The organism is Pseudomonas sp. Irchel 3F6 (assembly GCF_900187595.1).
GTDB lineage: Bacteria > Pseudomonadota > Gammaproteobacteria > Pseudomonadales > Pseudomonadaceae > Aquipseudomonas > Aquipseudomonas siliginis.
In genome coordinates this window covers 235,115-258,074 of sequence record NZ_FYDP01000001.1, presented here as the reverse complement: position 1 = coordinate 258,074, position 22,960 = coordinate 235,115, and the positions used below count along the sequence as shown (strand labels likewise).

The 22,960-nt window shown below is 61.4% G+C and carries 23 protein-coding genes; 14 read left to right on the top strand and 9 right to left on the bottom strand.

What is annotated here, in order from left to right:
* Positions 1-72: 72 nt before the first annotated feature.
* The 3 genes from CKW30_RS01110 to CKW30_RS01100 form a co-directional block, all read right to left on the bottom strand.
* Positions 73-2,310 (bottom strand): ATP-binding protein, encoded by a 2,238-nt coding sequence (locus CKW30_RS01110; protein WP_095179565.1) that lies wholly within the window; start codon positions 2,308-2,310, stop codon positions 73-75.
* The gene (locus CKW30_RS01105; RefSeq protein ID WP_095179564.1) at positions 2,307-2,912 is read right to left on the bottom strand and encodes a biliverdin-producing heme oxygenase; all 606 of its coding nucleotides are present in this window, start codon (positions 2,910-2,912) and stop codon (positions 2,307-2,309) included. Before CKW30_RS01105 ends, CKW30_RS01110 begins: the two co-directional genes overlap by 4 nt.
* A 194-nt stretch (positions 2,913-3,106) precedes the next feature.
* Entirely contained in the window at positions 3,107-3,382 is a 276-nt protein-coding gene (locus CKW30_RS01100; RefSeq protein ID WP_071171834.1) for a hypothetical protein, read from the bottom strand.
* 161 nt (positions 3,383-3,543) lie between these two features.
* Here CKW30_RS01100 and CKW30_RS01095 point away from each other — a divergent pair, with 161 nt between their 5' ends.
* Positions 3,544-4,662, top strand: a complete 1,119-nt coding sequence (locus tag CKW30_RS01095; protein ID WP_095179563.1) for a carboxylate-amine ligase — start codon at positions 3,544-3,546, stop codon at positions 4,660-4,662.
* Here CKW30_RS01095 and CKW30_RS01090 read toward each other — a convergent pair.
* Positions 4,644-5,075, bottom strand: a complete 432-nt coding sequence (locus CKW30_RS01090; RefSeq protein WP_071171832.1) for a VOC family protein — start codon at positions 5,073-5,075, stop codon at positions 4,644-4,646. The genes CKW30_RS01095 and CKW30_RS01090 overlap by 19 nt on opposite strands.
* A 109-nt stretch (positions 5,076-5,184) precedes the next feature.
* On the opposite strand from CKW30_RS01090, the gene CKW30_RS01085 reads away from it, so the two are divergent.
* Both CKW30_RS01085 and CKW30_RS01080 read left to right on the top strand, forming a co-directional pair.
* A complete protein-coding gene (locus CKW30_RS01085) occupies positions 5,185-6,267 on the top strand; it encodes a bifunctional transcriptional activator/DNA repair enzyme AdaA (protein ID WP_076567500.1) in 1,083 nt (360 codons plus the stop codon).
* A 57-nt stretch (positions 6,268-6,324) separates the two neighbouring features.
* The gene (locus CKW30_RS01080; RefSeq protein ID WP_095179562.1) at positions 6,325-6,942 is read left to right on the top strand and encodes a DNA-3-methyladenine glycosylase; all 618 of its coding nucleotides are present in this window, start codon (positions 6,325-6,327) and stop codon (positions 6,940-6,942) included.
* Positions 6,943-6,987: 45 nt separating this feature from the next.
* Here CKW30_RS01080 and CKW30_RS01075 read toward each other — a convergent pair whose 3' ends face one another.
* Entirely contained in the window at positions 6,988-7,923 is a 936-nt protein-coding gene (locus CKW30_RS01075) for a LysR family transcriptional regulator (protein ID WP_095179561.1), read from the bottom strand.
* A 224-nt stretch (positions 7,924-8,147) separates the two neighbouring features.
* On the opposite strand from CKW30_RS01075, the gene CKW30_RS01070 reads away from it, so the two are divergent.
* Genes CKW30_RS01070 through CKW30_RS01060 form a run of 3 tightly spaced genes read left to right on the top strand, consistent with a single transcriptional unit; the run spans position 8,148 to position 10,729 of the window.
* Positions 8,148-8,846, top strand: a complete 699-nt coding sequence (locus CKW30_RS01070) for a CoA transferase subunit A (protein ID WP_095179560.1) — start codon at positions 8,148-8,150, stop codon at positions 8,844-8,846.
* A gap of 24 nt (positions 8,847-8,870) precedes the next feature.
* Positions 8,871-9,536 (top strand): CoA transferase subunit B, encoded by a 666-nt coding sequence (locus CKW30_RS01065; protein WP_016774134.1) that lies wholly within the window; start codon positions 8,871-8,873, stop codon positions 9,534-9,536.
* A gap of 11 nt (positions 9,537-9,547) precedes the next feature.
* On the top strand, positions 9,548-10,729 hold the full coding sequence (locus CKW30_RS01060; protein ID WP_095179559.1) for an acetyl-CoA C-acetyltransferase: 1,182 nt from the start codon (positions 9,548-9,550) through the stop codon (positions 10,727-10,729).
* Between the two features lie 219 nt (positions 10,730-10,948).
* Here the strand turns inward: CKW30_RS01060 and cobF are convergent, their stop codons facing one another.
* Both cobF and CKW30_RS01050 read right to left on the bottom strand, forming a co-directional pair.
* Positions 10,949-11,704: a precorrin-6A synthase (deacetylating) gene (gene cobF / locus CKW30_RS01055; protein WP_095179558.1), complete on the bottom strand. Its 756-nt coding sequence runs from the start codon at positions 11,702-11,704 to the stop codon at positions 10,949-10,951.
* Positions 11,704-12,333, bottom strand: a complete 630-nt coding sequence (locus CKW30_RS01050) for a histidine phosphatase family protein (protein WP_371857494.1) — start codon at positions 12,331-12,333, stop codon at positions 11,704-11,706. Before CKW30_RS01050 ends, cobF begins: the two co-directional genes overlap by 1 nt.
* Before the next feature lie 258 nt (positions 12,334-12,591).
* Between CKW30_RS01050 and CKW30_RS01045 the strand changes: the two genes are divergently transcribed.
* The 8 genes from CKW30_RS01045 to CKW30_RS01010 all read left to right on the top strand — a co-directional run bounded on the left by CKW30_RS01045 (position 12,592) and on the right by CKW30_RS01010 (position 20,803).
* On the top strand, positions 12,592-13,446 hold the full coding sequence (locus tag CKW30_RS01045; RefSeq protein ID WP_095179557.1) for a MurR/RpiR family transcriptional regulator: 855 nt from the start codon (positions 12,592-12,594) through the stop codon (positions 13,444-13,446).
* A gap of 2 nt (positions 13,447-13,448) precedes the next feature.
* The gene (locus tag CKW30_RS01040; protein ID WP_095179556.1) at positions 13,449-14,093 is read left to right on the top strand and encodes an isochorismatase family cysteine hydrolase; all 645 of its coding nucleotides are present in this window, start codon (positions 13,449-13,451) and stop codon (positions 14,091-14,093) included.
* Positions 14,090-15,421: a glutamine synthetase gene (locus CKW30_RS01035; protein ID WP_095179555.1), complete on the top strand. Its 1,332-nt coding sequence runs from the start codon at positions 14,090-14,092 to the stop codon at positions 15,419-15,421. The genes CKW30_RS01040 and CKW30_RS01035 overlap by 4 nt, the downstream gene beginning before the upstream one ends.
* The gene (locus CKW30_RS01030; RefSeq protein ID WP_056784608.1) at positions 15,405-16,157 is read left to right on the top strand and encodes an N-formylglutamate amidohydrolase; all 753 of its coding nucleotides are present in this window, start codon (positions 15,405-15,407) and stop codon (positions 16,155-16,157) included. Before CKW30_RS01035 ends, CKW30_RS01030 begins: the two co-directional genes overlap by 17 nt.
* 53 nt (positions 16,158-16,210) lie before the next feature.
* Complete coding sequence (locus tag CKW30_RS01025) at positions 16,211-17,560, top strand: APC family permease (protein ID WP_076567476.1); 1,350 nt, start codon at positions 16,211-16,213, stop codon at positions 17,558-17,560.
* Between the two features lie 118 nt (positions 17,561-17,678).
* Entirely contained in the window at positions 17,679-18,695 is a 1,017-nt protein-coding gene (locus tag CKW30_RS01020; RefSeq protein ID WP_095179554.1) for an arginine N-succinyltransferase, read from the top strand.
* A 49-nt stretch (positions 18,696-18,744) separates the two neighbouring features.
* Entirely contained in the window at positions 18,745-19,779 is a 1,035-nt protein-coding gene (gene astA, locus CKW30_RS01015) for an arginine N-succinyltransferase (protein WP_041478621.1), read from the top strand.
* A 154-nt stretch (positions 19,780-19,933) separates the two neighbouring features.
* Positions 19,934-20,803 (top strand): oxaloacetate decarboxylase, encoded by an 870-nt coding sequence (locus tag CKW30_RS01010; protein WP_016774123.1) that lies wholly within the window; start codon positions 19,934-19,936, stop codon positions 20,801-20,803.
* A 129-nt stretch (positions 20,804-20,932) separates the two neighbouring features.
* Here the strand turns inward: CKW30_RS01010 and CKW30_RS01005 are convergent, their stop codons facing one another.
* Together CKW30_RS01005 and CKW30_RS01000 are read right to left on the bottom strand one after the other, a co-directional pair.
* Entirely contained in the window at positions 20,933-21,211 is a 279-nt protein-coding gene (locus CKW30_RS01005; RefSeq protein WP_095179553.1) for a hypothetical protein, read from the bottom strand.
* 401 nt (positions 21,212-21,612) lie between these two features.
* Positions 21,613-22,848 (bottom strand): M20/M25/M40 family metallo-hydrolase, encoded by a 1,236-nt coding sequence (locus tag CKW30_RS01000; RefSeq protein WP_095179552.1) that lies wholly within the window; start codon positions 22,846-22,848, stop codon positions 21,613-21,615.
* Between the last annotated feature and the right edge of the window lie 112 nt (positions 22,849-22,960).

Here is a 22,960-nt window from a genome sequence, read left to right as displayed (position 1 = left end):
AGCCGAACGCAGAGCGTCCGTAGAGGCATTCCCACGCAGAGCATGGGAACGATCAAAACCTACAGGGGGCACTCAGGCCAGGCGCGGCACGGTGAAGCGGAATTCGCTGCCCTGCCCCGGCTCGCTCTCGGCGACGATCTGGCCGCCATGGGCTTCGACGATGCCTTGGGTGATGTACAAACCCAGGCCAGTGCCGGTCGGGTTGCCTTCCTTTATCGTCCAGTAGCGGTCGAACACATGCGGCAAGTGCTCCTTGGGAATGCCTTCGCCACTGTCACGCACGATAAACACGATCTCGTCGCCCACCGATTTGGCGTGCACGCCCACGGTGCCCATGCGCGGGGTGAATTTGATGGCGTTGCCCACCAGGTTCGACAGCACCTGAAACAGCCGCTCAGGGTCGGCGTGGATGCGCAGGTCAGGATCGGCCTGGAAGGAAATGCTGATGTCCTTGTCATGGGCCAGCGGCGACAGCAACGCTTGGGCCTCTTCAAAGATGTGCCCGACCTCCAGCGCCTGCGGGGTGATGGAGTAACGCCCGGCATCGATTTTCGAGGTATCGAGCAGGTCCTCCAGCAGCGTATTCATCCGCGCCGTGGCCTGCTGCATAGTGTCGATTGCAGTGGAGATGCGCCGCGAGGTGTGCGCGCCTTCCGAACTGAAGGTTTTTTGCATCATGCCGCAGAGCATGGAAATCACCGTCATCGGGTTGCGCAGGTCATGGGAAACCACCGCTACCAGATCATCGCGTGCCTGCACAGCCGCCTGCTCGCGACGCACCTGACGGGCCAGATCGTTTTCCAGCGCCGAACGGCGCAGGTCATTGGCGGCGAACCGGTCACCGTGGCTCCACTTGGTGGAGATCCCGGCCATCTCGACCTTCCAGATCTCGAACGAGGTACGCGGACGCAGGCGCATCCCGGCGTCGGAGGTTTCCAGATCCAGCGGCTTGCGCGGATCGCCACTCCAGTTGATGTTTTCCTTCACTTCCGGACGGAACCACATCACACCGTTGTCCACCGGCTTGGGCAGGCTCATGGCGAGCACACCGCTGGCCACAGACTGATACTGCGCCGCCGGCGGATAAACGCTGGACAAATGATGACTGGCAAACACCGGCTCGCCGCGCGCCTGCAACCACTTGTGCAGCGCGCGAATCTCTTCCGGTTCAGGGCAGTTGCCGTAACGGTGCAATTGCTTGTCTTCGATGATCGCAATGCCGCCGGCATTGACCAGCGCCATCAGCGTCGCTGGCTGCTGGGCGAGGCCGTCGAAAACATTTTGCGGCGAATCGACCATCGCCTGATTGAGCCGCGCCAGCGCTTCGACCTTCTCTTCACGCTGACGGGTCAACTCAAGGGTTTCCATGGCGCTGATCTGCAATGACAAGACCTGACCGATGGTCTGGCAAGCCATGCGCAATTCATGCGGCACGTGCAACGGCTGGCGATTGCCGCAGCTGATCAGGCCCCAGAGCTTGTCGCCCTTGAGCAGGGAAATGCTCATCGACGACAGCACGCCCATGTTCTTCATATACTGGCAGTGAATCGGCGAGACGCTGCGCAGCGTGGCGAAACTGAGGTCCAGCGGCGTCTGCGTGTCCGGGCGCAGCTTCGGCACCAGTGGCACCGGCTGATAATCGGCGTTGGGGATGATCCGCAGCCAATTGGTGCGGTACAACTCACGCGCCTGCTCGGGAATGTCCGAAGCAGGGAAAAACAGACCGTTGAACACTTCCATCGACGGATCGGACGCTTCGGCGATGACCTGACCGTGGCCCTCTTCCTCGAAGCGATAGATCAGCACCCGGTCGTAACCGGTCATCGCCTGGATTTCCTTGACGCTGATGTCGTACAGGGCCTGCAGCGTGGTCGCCGCTTGCAGGCGCTGGAGCATGCGACCCAAGTGAGTGCTGACCCCGGCGACGTTGCGCGGCTGGAAATTCTTCACATGAATTTCCAGCTCGAGAATCAGCACGCCCTGATGGCGGTGCAGCAAACCTTCGAATTCAGTGCCGTTGAGCTCGAATCGCAGCGGCGCCGCCTCGGAAAACGCTGCCTGCTGCAAGGCTTCGAGCACGTGCGCGGTGTGTTCGGCGCCGATCAGGCTGTGCAGCGGCTGGCCGATCAAGGATTCGGGCGCGCGGGCCAGCAGGGTTTCGACGTTGGCGCTGACCTGGATAATCTGCAGCGCAGGCTCGGTCAGAGTCAGCAGCAAACCATGGGGCTGGATAGCGCCGGGAAAGCGGATCGGCTCGTCGGCACAGTTGGCCAGCAGTTCTTCAAAGGCTTGTGGGTCTTGCGGGTTCATGCCAGTACCTCCTGGCGCTCGAGCCACTGCTCGAAACAGCTGAATGTGGTTTGTGCTGCGCTGACCACGGCCGCGCGTTCGCTGGCCGCCATGGGCCGGTTGCTCAGGTATTCGATGAACTCGCGCCAGCGCCGCCCGGTGGCCGCGCCGTAGACATCGAGGAAGGCAGCGCCATTGTCGGCGTCCAGATTCAGCCGCGCGGCGATCTCCCGACGCAGGATCTGCCCGCCGAGGGTCGCGCCTTCGAGCACGTACAAAACGCCGAGACTGGCGGCGCTGGAGTCGATCACCGGCAAGTCCTCGCACAGCGGCAAATCATTGGTCGTCGCGCCCAGTGCGCGCAGGTCGTCGTGCAAGGTCTCGGCCTTCAAACGAGGCGTCAGATCGAAATCATCCGGGACAGCGCCACTGGCGAGCAACGCCCGTTCCAGCGGCTGATAAAAACCGTAATAGGCCGCCATCAAGCGCTCGAATGCGGGGGTATCGAGGGTATCGGTAAAAAAAGGAAGGCGTTTTTCCAGTGCGATGTGCAGTTCGGCTGTGCCGGCCCGCAGATCTTGCAGCACCGGTGGCACATAAACCTCACGGGCCTTTGCTTGCATGTAGATCGCTCTTGGTGGGACCCGGCAGGGGCCATTCTGGGTGGGCTCGACGTGGGGGGAATTTATCACGCCACGCGGCTTTTTCTGCCTGCCGAAGCGTTTTTTCTGTCGAACTGCGACCCTATGACAGGTTCAGAGTGGCGCCGGATCAGAAAAGTTCGACCGACGCCATTATCCTGCCACTGCTGACCACCTCAATCAGCGCCGTCGTTCTGCACCGATGGATCGCCGTTGGCCGGTACGCTGCTGTCGACAACGGGTTTCGAAGGATTGTTTTTTTCGGCCCCGGGATAACCGGGCAGGCCGCGAGTATCGTCCGGCGTCATGACATCCTCGTTATCGCGACTAACGTCCCAGTCGGTGGTGGCGTTGGGGTCTTCATCGCGCCCGGCCGTGCCGATGGCGAAGCCGTCGTCGTTGGGATTGACGGTTTGGTTAAGCGCTTTGTCGTTGCTGGATGGGTTGCTCATGTGTGCCTCCAGAACACGTTGATCGGACTTGTTTGGAAACGCCTTGGCCGCTCAAGTGCAATGGACAAGACCAACGGTGCATTCGCGGGGCACTGGTCGCCTGGCGTGAACCACCGCAACGGCGCACGGTTCTCAAGAGAAACACTTGCTCGAGCACCGTCATGAGCCACCCGCGATTCGGCATTGAGGAAGAGTACTTCCTCACTGACCTGCAGAGCCTGCGCATGATCGGCAGTCCGCCGCCACAGGCCATCGAGGCTTGCCGGGCGGCGCTGGGTGTGTGGTTTGCCACGGAGATGTTTCAGGGCCAGATCGAAGTGGCTTCGCCGGTATTCAGCGATTTCGAACACGCCAGTGATTTTCTGCGTGGCAGCCGTCAGGCCTTGCGCGCGGCCCTGGAGCCATTTGCTCTGGGCATGCTCAGCGCCGGCAGTCATCCGCTGGCCGACTGGCGCGAGCAGGTTCCGACCGACGAGGAACATTTCCAGTATCTGTTCGAACGCTACGGCCATGTCGCCCGCCGCAGCGTGCTGTCGGGCCTGCATGTGCACGTCGAGGTGGCAGAGCCGCTGGATCGCATCGCCGTGATGAACGAAGTGCTGCCGTGGACGCCGCTGCTGCTGGCGCTGAGCTGTTCGTCGCCGATCTGGGATGGCGCCGCCAGCGGTTTCATGAGCTATCGGCAGACCGCGTGTGACGAGTGGCCACGCATGGGCATCCCGCCGCTGTTTGCCGATCAGCGCCATTACGACGAACACTTGGCGTTGCTCATGCGTATCGGCGCGATCAGCCAGCCCGGCGAGTGTTGGTGGGGCGTGCGCCCGGCCGCGCGTTTTCCGACCCTGGAACTGCGTATGACCGACGCTTGCCCTCGGGTCGATGATGCGCTGACCCTCGCGGCGTTTTTCCGCGTATTGGTGGCTCATGCCAGTGCACAGCGGCGGCCCGGTTTGCTGTACGACCAGACCGCGCGTTCGATGCTGGAGGAAAATCGCTGGCGGGCCAAACATCAGGGGATTCATGCGCGCTTTTTGGTCGAAGGCATCGACGGCGACTGTTCGCTCGCGCAATGGCTGGAACTGGCCGAGCAGCGTTTTGCCGAAACGGCACAGGTATTGGGCGCGGCGCAGTTGTTCGAACGTGCGCGGACGATCATCGACAGCGGCACCAGCGCCGATCGGCAACTGGCGATGTTCAACCTGGCGTCTGAACAACCGCAAAACGGCCGTTCGGCCCTCGGGCAAGTGGCCGAGCTGCTGCTTCAGGAAACCGCTGGCTGATCGCTCTCGGACGGGCCTTTGAGTTCGACCTGATTGCCATCCGGGTCGAAACAGTAAAGCGACAAGCCGTAACCCTCGGCGCCAAAACGCCTGGCGGCTTGTTCAACGGTCAGCCCGAACGATTGCAGATGGGCGATGAGCGCGGCTTCGTCGAACGGTTCTATGCGCAGACAGAAGTGATCGACGTTGCGCTTGTGCGCATCAGCGGCGCCGCCGCCCTTGCGCCCGAGTTCGCCCGCCAAATCGACGAGATCGATCATCGACGTACCGGCCCGCAGGTGCACCAGCCCCAGCGGCTGGTTATGCCTGACCACTTCGGCGCCGAACACCTTGGCGTAGAAATCGATGCTGCGTTGCAGGTCGGCGACGCGCAGAACGATGTGATCGATGCGCTGAATGGAAAACGGATGCATGGGTTGGCTTCCTCGAAAGCGGCGACCCGCCCATTGTGCTGCACAAGGGAAAAAATTCACTGTCGATTTTTCGGTGGAGCCATCGACAAAGCGGATTTACTCTCTGGCCATGAACATACCAGCCGCTGCCCTGCCGCCCCACGCCGAAATGGTTCGCGCCATGCTCGAGCGCGACACTGCCTATGAAGGCGTGTTCTTCACCGCCGTGAAAACCACCGGGATCTTTTGCCGTCCCAGTTGCACGGCGCGCAAGCCGAAACCGGAAAACGTCGAATTCTTCGCCCACGCCGACGAGTGCCTGTGCGCCGGTTACCGCGCCTGCCTGCGCTGCAAACCGCTGGACGCAGCGGCCATCGCCCCGGACTGGGTGCAGCGCCTGCTCAATGCGGTGGACGCCGATCCCGAACGGCGCTGGAGCGATGCGCAATTGCTCGCCGAGGGTATCGAACCGCTGAAGCTGCGACGCTGGTTCAAGCAGCACTTCGGCATGACCTTCCACGCCTGGCTGCGCACACGTCGCCTCGGCATGGCCCTGGGCGGGATCAGGCAAGGCACATCGATCGATCACGCGGCGTTTGACTCCGGCTACGAGTCGCTCAGCGGTTTTCGCGATGCGTTTCAGAAGTCCTTCCACATCACCCCGGGCCGTGCGGCCAACAGTGAGCCGTTGCTGTTCACCCGCCTGACCACGCCGCTGGGGCCGATGATCGCCATGGCCGAGCGGCGCGGGCTGGTGTTGTTGGAGTTTCTCGATCGACCGGCGCTGACCCGCGAGGTCGAAGCCCTGCAAAACCGTTACGGCTACGCGATTGCACCGGGGCATAACGCCCACTTGCAGCAGATCGAGGTGCAACTGGCGGATTATTTCGCCGGCAAACTCACTCAGTTCAGCGTGCCGCTGCACCTGCCCGGCAGCGCTTTTGCCCGTGAGGTGTGGGCGGCGCTGCTGCAAATTCCCTATGGCCACACCAGCACCTACGGCGCCATCGCGGCGGGCTTGGGCAAACCCGGCGCCAGCCGTGCCGTCGGCCTGGCCAACGGGCACAATCGCCTGTCGATCGTAGTCCCGTGCCACCGAGTGATCGGCGCAGACGGCTCGCTGACCGGTTATGGTGGCGGACAACCGCGCAAGGCATTCCTGCTCAGGCTGGAAAATGCTGCGCTGCAAATGACTCAACAATTGGCTTTTTGAGCCATGCAATCCACGCGCAAACAGGGATTTCGATGAGTACGTTCGAATCACCGCAACATGGCTGACACGTATGAGATGGCCAGCGCTTTTCTGGCCGCGATAGACACTGACTGGCAGCGCCATGTCAGCGCCGTCGGCCCGTGCCTGCATCAGCCACATCCGGCGCGCGATCCCTATGAATCGCTGGTCCGGGCGATTGCCTATCAGCAACTGCACGCCAAGGCCGGCGATGCGATCCTTTCGCGTTTAGTGGGGTTGTTTCCCGGTCAGGTGTTTCCACGCCCTGAGCAGATTCTCGCGACTGAGGTCGAGCAACTGCGCGCTTGCGGATTTTCAGCCAGCAAGATCGCGACGATTCAAGGGATCGCCCAGGCGACGCTGGACGGCGTGGTCCCCGACTACCCGACTGCACGGGCGATGGACGATGAAACCCTGATCGAACGCCTGACCAGCCTGCGCGGTGTCGGCCGCTGGACCGTGGAGATGCTGTTGATCTACAGCCTCGAGCGCATGGATATCCTGCCGGAGGATGATTTTGGCGTGCGCGAGGGTTATCGGCGCCTGAAGGGACTGGAGGTGCAGCCGACGCGCAAACAGATGATCGAGATTGGCCAGGCGTGGAAGCCTTATCGGACGGTCGCGGCCTGGTATCTGTGGCGCGTGGCCAAGGTTTAGACCGCGTTATCGTTTCTTCGCGAGCAGGCTCGCTCCCACACTGAATCAGCGTTCGGCGCTCTGTTTCCGTGCTCCCGGGGTGAGGGGGAAATCGAACTGGCGCTGCAAATCTTCAGCCTTGAGAATCTCGAACAACGCCTGCGCCGCCGCCGACAGTTCATTGCCCGGCTCGGTCAACACGCCAATCGCCCGCTCCACAGAATCATTCAAGATCAGGCAATGCGCGCCCAGCTCGCGCATTTGCCCCGCGCACAATGCCGGCACCGCGCTGACCCCAAGCCCGCTGGCAACCATTCGCCCGACCGTCGCCAATTGATGACTCTCGAACTCCACCGGCAACTTCATTCCGCGCGCCTGCAAATGCTCTTCGAGCATGACCCGCACGGTCGATGGCCGCTGCAGGGTGATGAACGGTTGCTCCAGCAAGGTCTGCCAATCGATGTCGGCGCGACCGGCCAGCGCTGAATCGGCCGGCACCACGGCGACAAAGCGATCGACATACAAAGGCGTGAATGTCATCGAAGTGCTCTGCATCGGCGCGAACGCCACACCGAGTTCAACCTGACGATCGCGGACCATTTCCAGCACTTGCTCGTTGATTACGTCGTTGACCGTCACGTTGACGTTCGGATAACGCGCGCGAAAACTCTTGAGAATCGGCGGCAGCAGATTGCCGGCAAACGACGGCATCGCCGCCAGCGTCACGCGTCCGCGCTGCAGGCTGAAACGCTGGCGCATTTCGTCTTCGGCATTGTCCCAGTCGGCGATCAAGCGGCGCGCCAGTGGCAGCAGGGACTCACCTTCCGGGGTCAACGCCACGTTACGCGTGTTACGGCTGAACAGACGCCCTCCCAGGCCCTCTTCCAGCGCCTTGATGGTCAGGCTGAGCGCTGACTGCGACAGGTGCAGACGCTCGCAGGCCACAGCAAAACTGAGGCTGTGAGCCACGGCGAGAAAGGCCCGGATCTGTTTGATGGTCATGTCGCTTTGCTCCAGTTGCGAGCGGCAAGCGTCAAGCTGCAAGCCGTGATGCGATGGCCCTGATCGTTCCCACGCTCCTGCGTGGGAACGATCATCGCCGAACGCGTATTGGTGAGATTTATCAATCAATCAACCGGAAAAATCAACTTAACAAATATATCCAGCAGAGAGACACTCCAGTCATTCGGCTAGCCAGCCGCCCGCAAATAATAAAAGAGGTGCCTATGGCAGGTTTCGACAAGCGTGTGTATTCCTACGAGGAAGCGATGGCCGGGCTGGAAGACGGCATGACCGTCATCGCCGGCGGCTTTGGTCTGTGCGGCATTCCGGAAAACCTGATCGCCGAGATCAAGCGCAAGGGCACCCGTGACCTCACCGTGGTTTCCAACAACTGCGGCGTTGATGGTTTCGGCCTTGGCGTGCTGCTCACCGACCGCCAGATCAGCAAAGTCATCGCCTCCTACGTCGGCGAGAACAAACTGTTTGAAGAGCAACTGCTCAAGGGCGAGATCGAAGTCATCCTTACCCCGCAAGGCACCCTCGCCGAAAAAATGCGCGCGGGCGGCGCCGGCATTCCGGCGTTCTTCACCGCCACTGGCGTTGGCACCCCGGTTGCTGAAGGCAAGGAAGTGCGCGAGTTCAAGGGGCGCAAATACCTGATGGAAGAATCCATCACCGGCGATTTCGCCATCGTCAAAGGCTGGAAGGCCGACCATTTCGGTAACGTTGTTTACCGTCACACCGCGCAGAACTTCAACCCGCTGGCCGCGACCGCCGGCAAGATCACCGTGGTCGAAGTCGAAGAAATCGTCGAGCCCGGCGAACTCGACCCGACGCAGATCCACACCCCGTGTATCTACGTCGATCGAGTCATTTGCGGCACGTTCGAAAAACGCATCGAACAGCGCACCATCCGCAAATAATTCAGGCCTTCGGAGAACAACAACATGGCACTTACCCGCGAACAAATGGCTCAGCGCGTCGCCCGCGAAATGCAGGACGGCTACTACGTGAACCTCGGCATCGGCATTCCGACCCTGGTCGCCAACTACATCCCCGAAGGCATGGAAGTCATGCTGCAATCGGAAAACGGCCTGCTCGGCATGGGCCCGTTCCCGACCGAAGAAACCATCGATGCCGACATGATCAACGCCGGCAAACAAACGGTGACTGCGCGGATCGGCGCGTCGATCTTCAATTCCGCCGAATCCTTCGCGATGATCCGCGGCGGCCATGTCGACCTGACCGTGCTCGGCGCGTTCGAGGTCGACGTCGAAGGCAACATCGCTTCGTGGATGATCCCCGGCAAACTGGTCAAGGGCATGGGCGGCGCGATGGATCTGGTGGCCGGCGCCGACAACATCATTGTCATCATGACCCACGCCTCGAAGGATGGTGAGTCCAAGCTGCTGGCCAAATGCAGCCTGCCGCTGACCGGTGCCGGCTGCATCAAGCGCGTGCTGACCGACCTCGCGTATCTGGAAATCGAAAATGGCGCTTTTGTCCTCAAGGAACGCGCACCTGGCGTCAGTGTTGAGGAAATCGTCGCCAAAACCGCTGGTAAACTGATCGTCCCGGATCACGTACCGGAAATGCAGTTCGCTGCCCAGTGAGGAATTCGAAAATGCAAGACGTCGTCATTGTTGCCGCCACGCGTACTGCGATCGGCAGTTTTCAGGGCTCCCTGGCCAATGTATCCGCAGTAGACCTGGGCGCGGCGGTGATCCGCCAGTTGCTCGAGCAGACCGGCCTCGACGGTGCGCAGGTCGATGAAGTGATCATGGGCCAGGTGCTCACCGCTGGCGCTGGCCAGAACCCGGCACGTCAAGCCGCAATCAAGGCTGGCCTGCCCCACGCCGTACCGGCCATGACCCTGAACAAGGTTTGCGGTTCCGGCCTCAAGGCTCTGCACCTGGGCGCGCAAGCGATCCGTTGCGGCGACGCCGAGGTGATCATCGCCGGCGGTCAGGAAAACATGAGCCTGTCCAACTACATCATGCCGGGTGCGCGCACCGGTCTGCGCATGGGCCACGCGCAAATCGTCGACACCATGATCAGCGATGGCCTGTGGGATGCGTTCAACGATTACCACATGGGCATCACTGCCGAGAATCTGGTCGAAAAGTATGAGATCAGCCGCGAACAGCAGGACGCCTTTGCTGCCGCGTCTCAGCAGAAAGCCGCCGCCGCTATCGAGGCCGGGCGCTTCGTTGATGAAATCACGCCGATCCTGATCCCACAGCGCAAAGGCGATCCTGTCGCGTTCAAGGTCGACGAGCAGCCACGCGGCGATACCACCGCACAATCTCTGGCGAAACTGCGTCCGGCGTTCAAAAAGGACGGCAGCGTAACCGCTGGCAACGCCTCGTCGCTGAACGACGGTGCCGCCGCCGTGATTCTGATGAGTGCCGAGAAAGCCCAGTCGCTGGGCCTGCCGGTTCTGGCCAGGATTGCCGCCTACGCCAACGCTGGCGTCGACCCGGCGATCATGGGTATCGGCCCGGTATCGGCCACCCGCCGCTGCCTGGACAAGGCCGGCTGGAGCATCGATCAGCTCGACCTGATCGAAGCCAACGAAGCGTTCGCTGCGCAATCGCTGGCCGTGGCCAAGGATCTGCAATGGGATCTGGACAAGGTCAACGTCAACGGTGGCGCCATCGCCCTAGGTCACCCGATCGGCGCATCAGGTTGCCGGGTGCTGGTGACATTGCTGCACGAAATGCTCAAGCGCGATGCGAAAAAAGGTCTGGCGACCTTGTGCATCGGCGGCGGTCAGGGCGTGGCTTTGGCGCTGGAACGCGGCTGATACGGAGTTCAAGGTTGACGGCGGATCCACGACATCCGCTGTTGGCTGGCAACAAAAAACCCGGTGCGATTTGCGTTGCACCGGGTTTCTTTTTGCCTGTCTACAATCGGTGGTGAATGTTCTGACCCCTTCGCGAGCAGGCTCGCTCCCACATTCTGCAACGCATTTCCCTGTGGGAGCGAGCCTGCTCGCGAAAGCGCTTGTTCAGGCGCCAACCACTCAAGGCTTGCGCAACAGATAGGTATCCATAATCCAGCCATGCTCCGCTCGCGCCGCCTTGCGCACCCGTTCGATCTCATCGGCCACTTCCGCCAGCCGGCCGCTGAGCAGTATCTCGTCCGGCGTGCCCAGGTAAGCGCCCCAGAAAATCTCGGTCTGCCGATCCGCCACCCGCTGGTACGAATCCTCGGCATCGAGCATTACCACCAGACTGTCCGCTTCACTCACCTGCCCCGCCGCCAATCGCCGGCCTGTGGTGATTTCTACTGAGCGACCAATCGTGTTCAAAGGTATTTTGTGCTGCGCAGCCAAGGCTTGAACACTGGTAATCCCGGGGATGACTTCATATTCGAATTCACAGCGGCCTGATGCCTGAATCGCCTGAAGAATCCGCAATGTGCTGTCGTATAACGCCGGATCGCCCCAGATCAGGAATCCGCCGCACTGGCCGTCGGACAATTCTTCATTGATCAGCCGTTCGAAGGTCTGCTGCTTGGCGAGGTTCAGTGCATCGACGCTCGCCCTGTAGTCGACATCGCCGCGCTCGCGCTCCGGACTGCTGGCTTCGACAAAGCGATAAGCGTGGTCAGTGATGTAGCGCTCGCAGATCTCGCGGCGCAGATCGATCAGCGTCTGCTTGCTCTGGCCTTTATCCAGCAAAAAGAACACATCGACCCGATTCAGCGCTTTCACCGCCTGCATCGTGATGTAGTCCGGATTGCCGGCGCCAATGCCGATGACCAGCAGCTGTTTCATCAGAATTCCTCGTCAAGGGCCATGCCCGGCAAGCGTAGCCGCCAGATGCCATTGAAGCGCAAGTCGATCATCGCCAGTGGCTCGATGTCGATTGCATTGAACGCCGCGCCTTGCAGCACCTGCATCAGCGCCGCGCGCATGACGAACGGATGCGTGACTGCCACTACATGTCCAGGGGTTTCGGCGATGGAGTCCAGCCACATTGAGACCCGCTGCGTCAGTTGCCTGACCGATTCGCCGCCATGGGGTGCGGCTTCAGGATCGGCTAGCCAGGCTTGCACAGCCTGGTTTTCATTGGCTTGCAGATCCTTGATCGATTGGCCGTGCCAGCGTCCCCAATCGCAATCGCGCAGGGCTTGATCAATCTGCGCATCGACGCCAAACCACGCTGCCGTTTGCCGGGTACGCAGCTCAGGCGCGCAAATCAGTCGCCGTGGCGGGGCGAATCGCGCCCTCCACGCGTCAGAAGCTAAATGCAACTCTTCAACAGGCTCGTTCGTAGGAAAACGCGCCAGTTTCTGTGCGATGGTTCGCGCATGGCAAATCAGTGTCAAACGGCTACTTGGCACAAGCAGGTTCTCGGTCGAAAGATAAAACAAACAATGGCACACAGCCGATACGCGTCGCATTGTGCCGTAAAACCTCGGCGTTCAGGGCTGTCACCGGCCCGTCGCTGAGCTTGGGATAGGCAATGTCTGACACAACAATTGGCAAAGGACTACAACAGCGCGTTACTTCGACGTAGCCCTTATTACACGGGCACCTTGCACACTTTTGGTGCTCAGAAAACCTGTACAAAAATTAGCTAGACATGTAGCACCCATTACATAAATACTCGTTTAACGGAATGTGAAACAAATTCGACACCCCATCCAGCAGGAGCCCGGATGCCCCCTCTCAGAGACCTGATCACCGATCCCGGCCTGGACCTGACGCCGTCGGAGCGCAAAGTCGTTCGCGCCCTGCTTGATCAGTATCCGCGCAACGGTCTCGGGCCTATGGCGCGACTGGCCGAACATGCCGGTGTCAGCGATCCGACCATCGTGCGTCTGGTGAAAAAGCTCGGTTTCGGCGGTTATGCCGAATTCCAGGAAGCCCTGCTCAGCGACATGGACCATCGCCTGCGTTCACCGCGCACACTGTTGCAGCCGCGCTCGCAGCAGAACAAGGACGATGCCTGGGCGCATTACCTGGCCGACAGCCAGCGTTTACTGGTCGACACCCAAGCCCTGACCCAGCCTGAAGACGTGCGCATCCTCGTGGAATGGCTGCTCGACAGCCGCCATCAGGTCTACTGTTTCGGTGGCCGCTTCAGCATTCTGCTGGCCAATTACCTGCTCAACCATTTGCGTCTGCTGCGTCCCGGCTGTTTCGCCCTGGAAGATAACGCGCTGCTGCCTGACCGCTTGTTCGACCTGCAACGTCAGGACGTGGTGCTGGTGTTCGACTACCGGCGCTACCAGACCCAGGCTTTGCGCGTTGCGCAGGCGGCGAAGAACAACAACGCGCGAGTGGTGTTGTTCACCGATGTCTACGCCTCGCCGCTGCGCGAATTGGCCGACCTGATCATCAGCGCGCCGGTGGAATCGGCGTCGCCGTTCGACACCATGGTGCCGGCGCTGGCGCAGGTCGAGGCGTTGATTGCCTGCCTGACCTTGCGCGTGCCGGACCCGGCCGATCGCCTGGAAGGCATCGATGCCCTGCGCAACGATTTTGCGACTCACCTGCTGGAGGACAAATAAGGATGTTCAGCCTTCCCCACCGCTCGCCACGGGACCTGCCGTTTGCGACCGACCACACCGCTTTGTTGCTGGTGGACATGCAGCGCGCCTGGCTCGAACCGCAATTCGACCCACACCTGCTCGAGGCGGATGCCGAATATTTTCTCCAGCGCACGCGCAGCCAGGTGGTGCCCAATCAGCAACGGCTGCTTGGCGCCTTTCGCCAGGCGCAGCAGAACGTGCTGCACACGATTATCGAAAGCCTGACCGCCGACGGTCGCGACCGCTCGCTGGATCACAAACTGTCTGACATGCACTTGCCCAAGGGCAGCGTGCAGGCTCAGGTCATCGCTGAACTGACCCCGACCGAAAACGAAATCGTGCTGCCGAAGACCTCCTCCGGGGTGTTCAACTCGACCAACATCGATTACGTGCTGCGCAATCTGCAAACCCGGCATCTGATCATCGCCGGCATCGTCACCGACCAATGTGTGGACATGGCCGTGCGCGACGCCGCCGACCGTGGTTATCTGGTGACGCTGGTAGAAGACGCCTGCGCCACTTACAGCGCCGAACGCCATCACGCCTGCCTCAACGCGATCAAGGGTTACTGCTGGATCACCGACACCGACACCGTGCTCGGTCGTCTGCGGGAGATGCAGCCATGAGCCCGCGCCTGACGCCTTTACCGATGACCACGCTGGTGACAACTGACCTGATCGGCATCACCCGGGGCCGCTCGTTTCCTAGCGATGAGCTGGAGCATTACCAGGCGGCGGGTTGCGGCTGGGTCCCCGCCAACAGCGCGTTGACGCCGCAGGACATCATCGCCTCGAGCAGTCCGTGGGGCGCGTACGGCGATCTGCGGCTGATTCCGGATCTGAGCAGCCGCGTCACTGTCGGCAGCGGCCCGGACGCCAATGCACCGGTGCTGGATTTCATCCACGCCGATATTCGCGAGACCGACGGCCAGGCCTGGGGCGCCTGCCCACGCACATTGCTGCGCGATGAAATCGAGCGCTATCACGATGAGTTGGGGTTGCAGGTCAACGCCGCCTTCGAACATGAATTCAACCTGCACGCAGGCATTGCCGAACACGCGGCGTTCTCTCTCGAAGCGCAGCGCCAGGGCGCCGAATTCGGCGGCTGGCTGCTCAGCGCCCTGCGCGCCGGCGGCGTCGAGCCGGAAATGTTTCTGCCGGAATACGGCAAGCACCAATACGAAATCACCTGCCGCCCGACTCTTGGCGTAGCGGCGGCGGATCGTGCGGTCAACGTGCGCGAAATCACCCGGGAAATCGCCCGGCAAATGGGCCTCGACCTGAGTTTTGCGCCGAAGACTGCCGCCGAAGCGGTGTGCAACGGTGTGCATCTGCACGTCAGCCTGCTCGATCTGGCCGGCCAGCCGATGTTGTACGACGCCGGCACCAGCAACGGCCTGTCGAGCATCGGTCAGCACTGGGCCGCCGGCGTCCTGCACTATCTGCCGGCGCTGTGCGCCTTCACCGCACCGACGCCGCTGTCCTACCAGCGGTTGCAGCCGCACCACTGGAGCGCGTCCTATGCGTGTCTGGGGCAGCAGAATCGTGAAGCGGCGTTGCGCATCTGCCCGACCGTGACCTTGGGGGGTAAATCCGCTGCGCAGCAGTTCAACCTGGAATTCCGCGCCATGGACGCCACCGCCTCGCCGCATCTGGCCATGGCCGCGCTGCTGATTGCCGGGCGGCTGGGCATCGAACAACGTCTGGCGCTGAACGCGATCACGGATGAAATTCCCGATTCACTCAACGACGAGCAACGCAAGGCCCGGGGCATCGTCGCCCTGCCCGCCTCGCTGGCCCAGGCGCTGGATTGCCTGCGTGACAGTGCAGCCTTCAATGAATGGCTGCCCAAGCCGTTGCTCGACACGTATTACGCCCTGAAAACCGAGGAACTGGCGCTGACGGAACAGCTCTCGCCCGCTGACCTGTGTGAGCACTATGCACGCCTGTACTGAATCCGCTGAGCTGGGGTTGTATACCCGCCCGGTCTACACCCTGAGCCGCGAGGACTCGACGAATCCGTTGATCCTCGTGTGCGAACACGCCAGTCGATACATCCCCGACGCCCTGAACAATCTGGGCCTGGACGAGGCGGCCGCGCGCGAACATATCGCCTGGGACATCGGCGCGCTGCAACTGGCCGAACAGTTGTCGGAACAGCTTGGCGCTACGTTGCTCAGCGCCAATTATTCACGGCTGCTGATCGACCTCAACCGCCCGCGCCATGCTCCGGACAGCATCCCGCTGCAGAGCGAGATCTACCCGATACCCGGCAACCGCGAGCTGGATGAGGCGACCCGCGAATACCGGCGCCAAACGCTGTTCAAACCGTTTCATGCGCGCTTGCAGATGTTGATCGACGAGCGCATTGCCAAAGGTCTGCCGGTGCGTGTGGTCGGCATTCACAGTTTCACCCCGGTGTATTACGGCCAGCCGCGACCGCTGGAAGTCGGCGTGTTGTTCGGCCAGGCCAAAGACTATGCCCTGCGTTTGCTCGACGGGCTGCAAGTGCATCCGCTGAAGGTGGCGGGCAACCAGCCGTACAGAATTGATCCCTTGGGCGACATGACCGTGCCGGTGCACGGTGATGCCCGGGGCCTTGAGGCGGTGCTGATCGAGGTGCGCAACGATCTGCTGCGCAGCCCCGAAGCAGTGTCGCGCTGGGCCGGCTACCTCGCACCTTTGCTGTAAATGACGGACCGATAAACATAAACCGACCGATGGCTGACAAGGAGTTGCGCTTCATGGAAATTGAAGAATTCGGCTACAAGCAAGAGTTGAAACGTAGCCTGACGCTGACCGATCTGGTGGTGTACGGGATGATCTTCATGATCCCCATCGCCCCGTTCGGTGTGTATGGCTACGTCAACGCCGAAGCACCGGGGATGGTGCCGCTGGCGTACATCATCGGCATGGTGGCGATGCTGTTCACCGCCCTGAGTTACGGCAGCATGGCCAAGGCCTTCCCGGTTGCCGGCTCTGTATATTCCTACGCGCAACGCGGCCTTAATCAACACGTCGGCTTCATCGCTGGCTGGCTGATGCTGCTCGATTACCTGCTGATTCCGCCGCTGCTGTACCTGTATTCGGCGATGGCGCTCAACCATTTGTACCCGGACATTCCCAAGGTCGGCTTCATCCTGGCGTTTCTGGTCAGCGCAACATTCGTCAACCTGCGCGGCATCACCTTCACCGCGCGGATGAACATGCTGTTCCTGCTGGCACAACTGGTCGTGCTGGGCATCTTCCTGTTCTACGCCTGGAACGCCCTGCACAACGGTGGCGGTAACGGTGAGCTGACGCTGGCGCCGCTGTATCACCCGGAAACCTTCAACTTCGCTCTGCTGATGCAAGCGGTGTCGATCGCCGTGCTGTCGTTCCTCGGCTTCGACGCGATCTCCACCCTCGCCGAAGAAATCAAGGAAGATCCGGGCCGCAGCGTCGGCAAGGCAGCGCTGATCACCCTGGCGGTGATGGGCACGATTTTCGTCGTACAGACGTGGATTGCCACCGATCTGGCGGCGGGCATGGGCTTCAAATCCGCCGACACCGCGTTCTATGAAATCGCTGAAATCGCCGCTGGCAGCTGGCTCGCGACCCTGACAGCCGTCGCCACGGCGCTGGCCTGGGGCGTGGCCGTGGCAATCACCTCGCAGGCCGCCGTATCGCGCCTGCTGTTCGGCATGGCCCGCGACGGCAAGCTGCCGAAGGTGCTGGCCAAGGTCCACCCGAAACACAACACGCCGTACCTGAGCATTTATCTGGTGGCGGTGTTGTCGCTGCTGATCTGCTACCTGTTCATCGACGCGGTCGACATCCTCACCTCGCTGATCAACTTCGGCGCCCTCAGCGGTTTCATGCTCCTGCACCTGACGGTGATCAACCACTACTGGCGTCGGCAGAAGTCGGGGCAGTTTGTGCGCCATCTGCTCTGCCCGGTGATCGGCTTCATCATCGTCGCCGCGATCATGTACAACATGGGCGTCGATGCGCAGAAACTCGGCCTGATCTGGATTGCCCTGGGCCTGGTGTACCTGTTCTTCCTCAACAAGCTCGGCGCCAGCACAGCGCTGCCCGATCCGAGCAAAGGCTGACAAGAAAAAGAGCGGCGTCTGACAACAAATCAGGCGACCGCCGATTCAACGCGTGGACACCGACAGTGATAGTCAGGTTCGGCGAATCGGCCGAACCTTTTGATACAGGAGTACATCCATGCTGGTCTTACGCCCAGTCGAGCAGAATGATCTGCCCCAGCTACAGCGCCTGGCCCGCGAGAGCCTGATCGGCGTGACTTCGCTGCCGGATGACAGCGAACACCTGCGCGAAAAAATCGCCGCGTCGTGCGCGTCTCTCGACAGCGCCGCCACAGCCCAGGGGCCGGAAAACTATTTCTTTGTACTGGAAGATCTCGAACGCCAGCAATTGGTCGGCTGCTCGGAAATCCTTGCCACCGCCGGCTTCAAGGAGCCGTTCTACAGCCTGCGCAACCGCCATTTCACCAGTGCATCGCGAGAATTGAACATCGAGCATGGCGTGCCGGCGTTGTCGCTGTGCCATGACCTCAGCGGGCATACCTTGCTGCGCGGTTTCCACATTGACACCGCGTTGGTGCGCACGCCGTTTTCTGAACTGCTGTCGCGAGCGCGCCTGCTGTTCATTGCTGCGCATGCACAGCGGTTCTCCGAGGCGGTGATCACCGAGATCGTCGGCTACAGCGACGAGCAGGGTCACTCGCCGTTCTGGGATGCGCTGGGCAAGCATTTCTTCGACCTGCCGTACGCGGAAGCCGAGCGCCTGTGCGGGTTGCAGAGCCGCACGTTTCTCGCCGAACTGATGCCGCAATACCCGATCTACGTGCCGATGCTGCCGCAAGCGGCGCAGGATTGCATCGGCCGCGTGCACCCGGACGGCCAGGAAGCGTTCGACATCCTCGCGCGGGAAGGCTTCGAAACCAACAGCTACATCGACCTGTTCGACGCCGGCCCGACCCTGTATGCGCGTACCGCAAACATTCGCTCGATCGCTGACAGCCAAACGGCCATTGTCCGCCAACAAGTATCGACCGACGCCCGTGGCCGTTATCTGCTGAGCAATGACGCCCTGCATGACTACCGCGCGATTGTCACCGAACTCGATTATCACCCCGATCAGCCGCTGCCCCTGACGCCCGCCATCTGCGCGGCGCTGAAAGTCAGCGAAGGCAGCTCGATACGGCTGGTCGCTCTGTGAGCCGCGTTAGCCATCGGCGCCTGAATCGGTACGCCAAAGGAGTTGGAGCATGATTGTCCGTCCGGTAAAAGTCAGCGACCTGCCTGCCTTGATGACCCTCGTCGAACAGGCCGGGCCAGGTTTCACCACCCTTCCGGCCAACGAGGACCGACTTGCGCACCGGGTGCGCTGGGCGCAACGGGCGTTCGCCGAACAGGTCGAACGGGCCGATGCCGATTACCTGTTTGTCCTCGAGGATGATGAGCAGCGCGTGGTCGGTGTCAGCGCGATGGCCGGCGCCGTTGGCCTGCGCGAGCCCTGGTACAACTACCGGCTCGGGGTGACCGTCAGTTCGGCACCGGACCTGGGCATTCAGCGGCAGATCCCAACGTTGTTCCTCAACAACGAACTGACCGGGCAATCGGAGCTGTGCTCGCTGTTCCTGCGCCATGACCAGCGCAACGGCAGCAATGGCCGCCTGTTGTCGCTGGGTCGTCTGCTGTTCGTCGCCGAATTTCCGCATCTGTTTGGCGAGAAGATGATAGCCGAACTGCGAGGCAGTGCCGATGAAAACGGTTGCTCGCCATTTTGGGACAGCCTCGGCCGGCACTTCTTCCAGATGGATTTCACCCACGCCGATCACTTGTCCGGCCTGGGCAACAAAGCCTTTATCGCCGAACTGATGCCGCGCCAGCCGCTGTACACCTGCCTCCTCACCGAACAGGCGCAGGCGGCGATAGGCCAGACTCACCCGAACACCCAGCCGGCGTTGAAGATTCTTCAAGCCGAGGGTTTCACGCACAAAGGCTATATCGACATTTTCGACGGTGGCCCGGTCATCGAAGCGCCGATCCGCAGCATCCGCACGGTGCGCGACAGCCTCGAACTGACCCTGAGCCTCGGCACCCCGGACGAGCAGGCGCCGCTATGGCTGATTCACAACCGCCGGCTGGAAAACTGCCGTATCACCGTGGCCCCCGGTCGACTGGTGGGCAACAGCCTGGTTGTCGATCGTCTCACCGCCAAACGCCTGCAACTTCAGCCGGGCAATTCAGTGCGCGCAGTGCTCCTGCCCCATCAACAGCAACATGCCGTGGCGGCCTGATATTTCCAGCACGGGAGATTAAACCTTTCAGCCGCCAGTCCTGCCGCGCAAATTCGTCATGATTCTTGACCCATTCGCGTGATAGCCTTTTCACTCTTCGGCGTTGACACCTTTGCTCAAGCCCTTCCATTCCTTATGTATTGGTGGAACTCGTATGACCAGGCTTTCCCATCAAGATTTGCGCCGTAACTTCCGTCAGCTGCTGGCCTCCGACACCTGCTACCACACGGCTTCGGTGTTCGACCCGATGTCCGCCCGCATCGCCGCTGACCTGGGTTTTGAAGTGGGTATCCTCGGCGGTTCCGTGGCCTCCCTGCAGGTGCTTGGCGCGCCGGACTTCGCCCTGATCACCCTCAGCGAATTCGCCGAACAGGCCACGCGCATTGGCCGCGTCGCCCAATTGCCAGTGATCGCCGACGCCGACCACGGCTACGGTAACGCTCTTAACGTGATGCGCACCATCGTCGAACTGGAACGCGCTGGCGTCGCTGCACTGACCATCGAAGATACCTTGCTGCCCGCGCAATTCGGGCGCAAATCCACCGACCTGATCACCGTGGCCGAAGGCGTCGGCAAGATCCGCGCGGCGCTGGAAGCCCGGGTCGACACCGAGATGGCCATCATCGCCCGCACCAACGCTGGCATTCTGCCGAATCAGGAAATCATCAGCCGCACCCGCCAATATCAGGCGGCGGGCGCTGACGGTATCTGCATGGTCGGCGTGCAGGACTTCGATCAGCTGGAACAGATCGCCGAACATCTGACCGTGCCGCTGATGCTGGTCACCTACGGCAACCCGGCCCTGCGCGACGACAAACGCCTGGCCGAACTGGGCGTGCGCGTGACCATCGACGGCCATGGCGCCTACTTCGCCGCGATCAAAGCAACCTACGACAGCCTGCGCGAACAGCGGCAGATCTTCACCCAGGCCTCCGATTTGAGCGCGACCGAGTTGACCCACACCTATACCCAGCCGGAGGAATACATTCTCTGGGCCAAGGAGTACATGAGCGTCAAGGAGTGATGCACACGCTGCACCGGCCCCCTCGCGAGCAGGCTCGCTCCCACAGTTGAAATGCGGTCCCCTGTGGGAGCGAGCCTGCTCGCGAAAGCGTCTATTGCGGCACCGCTAAACCGGCGTCTTATACCCCTCCTACCGCTGCGCCGCCCGCGCCTGAATCACATTCAGAATCGCGCAGCCCTCGCGCATCAGCAGATGAACCGCGCTGGTCACCCGCGTCAGATCACAATCGGAGATGCCCTTGAGGTTGAGGCTGGCGAAAGTGTCGGCCAGATCGCGCACGACCAAAAACCGGTGCATCGCACAGGCGGCCATGTCGCTGAGTTCAGTGTGGGTATTGATGAAGAGCACCGGCGATTCGGCGTCGTAGGTGTCGATGGGGAGATAGCGCGGCATTACTTGGTCGGTCATAGAGTTCACTCCAGAAAGGTCAGGTTCTGTATTCGACCGGCCAAGATCGTCGCAGGGTTATCTGCGAACCGAGACTATAAGAGCCGCGCCCGACGGCCGCAACGAGAGCTTCTGTCGGACTTTTCGGTATTTTTTGTGCGCCGTCCTCGACTGCCACTTTTCCCACAAAAGCCCCTCACCCTAGCCCTCTCCCAGAGGGAGAGGGGACTGATTGGGGGATGCTCTGGATCTACGCCGACGTGAGAGATCGCGTTGAATGCGAATTTGAATTCAACTTGATCTGGCGGTTGCCACATGGACCACAAACAACGCGGTCAGTCCCCTCTCCCTCCGGGAGAGGGTTAGGGTGAGGGGCCGATTTCTCTGGCACCCCGCCCGGCCTCGTCACACCGCAAACCCCATCACCGCGGCTTGGCCAACTCCATGATCATCCGTGACAACAAATAAATCCGCGGCGCCACGCTCGCCACCTCGGCATATTCCTCAGGCGTGTGAATATTGCCGCCGACAATGCCGAAGCCATCCAGCGTCGGCGTCCCTACGCCTGCGGACAGACTGGCATCCGCCGCGCCACCACTGCCCTCCTCGGTCAGCTTGCGGCCAATCTCGCCGTAAATTCCCTGGGCCATGGCCATCAGGCGATCCGACTCGGCCGTTTGTGGCATCGGCGGCAAACCGCGCTGCAAGGACGTTTCCACTTCGGTATCGGCAATCAACTTGTCCTGCGAGACCCGCGCCAGATCCTTCTCGATGCGATCAAATTCCTCCGGCACTGCCGCGCGCACATCCGCCTTGGCCGTGGCCTGATCAGGAATCACGTTGGTGCGATCGCCGGCCTTGAGCACGGTGAAGTTGATGGTGGTCTTCTTCGCCTCGTCACCGAGCTTGCCCAGTTGCAGAATCTGATGCGCCGCTTCCATCGCCGCGTTCCGGCCCAATTCAGGCGCGACGCCGGCGTGGGCGGCCTTGCCTTTGACTTCGACCAGCGCCGTCGCACTGCCCTTGCGCCACACCACCAGGCCATCGGCCGGGCGCCCCGGTTCGAGGTTGAGGGTGACGTCGTGCTGTTTGGCGGTTCTCTTGATCAGGTCGGTGGCGACGTCCGAGCCGGTTTCTTCGCTGGCATCCAGCAGGAAGGTGATCTGCGCATAGTCCTTGAAGTCGAGGTTCTTCAGCACTTTCAATGCGTAGATGCCGGCGACGATGCCGCCCTTGTCGTCCATTACACCCGGCCCGTAGGCGCGGCCGTCCTTGATGTGGAAAGGCCGCTCGGCGGCGGAGCCTTCCTTGAACACAGTGTCCATGTGAGCCATCAGGAGAATCTTCGCTTTCCCGGTGCCTTTGAGCGTGGCCAGCACGTGGTTGGATTTTTCCGGGGTGTTGGGCACCAGTTCGATGGTGGCGCCGAGTTTTTTCAGTTCATCGATGGCAATGTCGCTGACCTGTTTCAGGCCCGGCTCATAACCTGAGCCGGAGTCGATATTGACCAGTCGCTCCAACATTTTCAGGGCTTCGGGCTGATACTGCTCGGCATCGGCGAGCACTTGTTTGTGCGGTTCGGCGGCGTTTGCTGCCGAGAATGCGAGGGACAGACCGAGGCTGGCGGCCAGCAGAGAGCGGGGAAAGGAGAACGTCATGAAGCAGTCCTTGTTTCGTGTCGGAGGGATTCAACCGTAACCGACATCGGCGCAAGGCTCTATAGCGGATGCGACACTGATCTAACCGACAACACATACCCCGGTGGGAGCG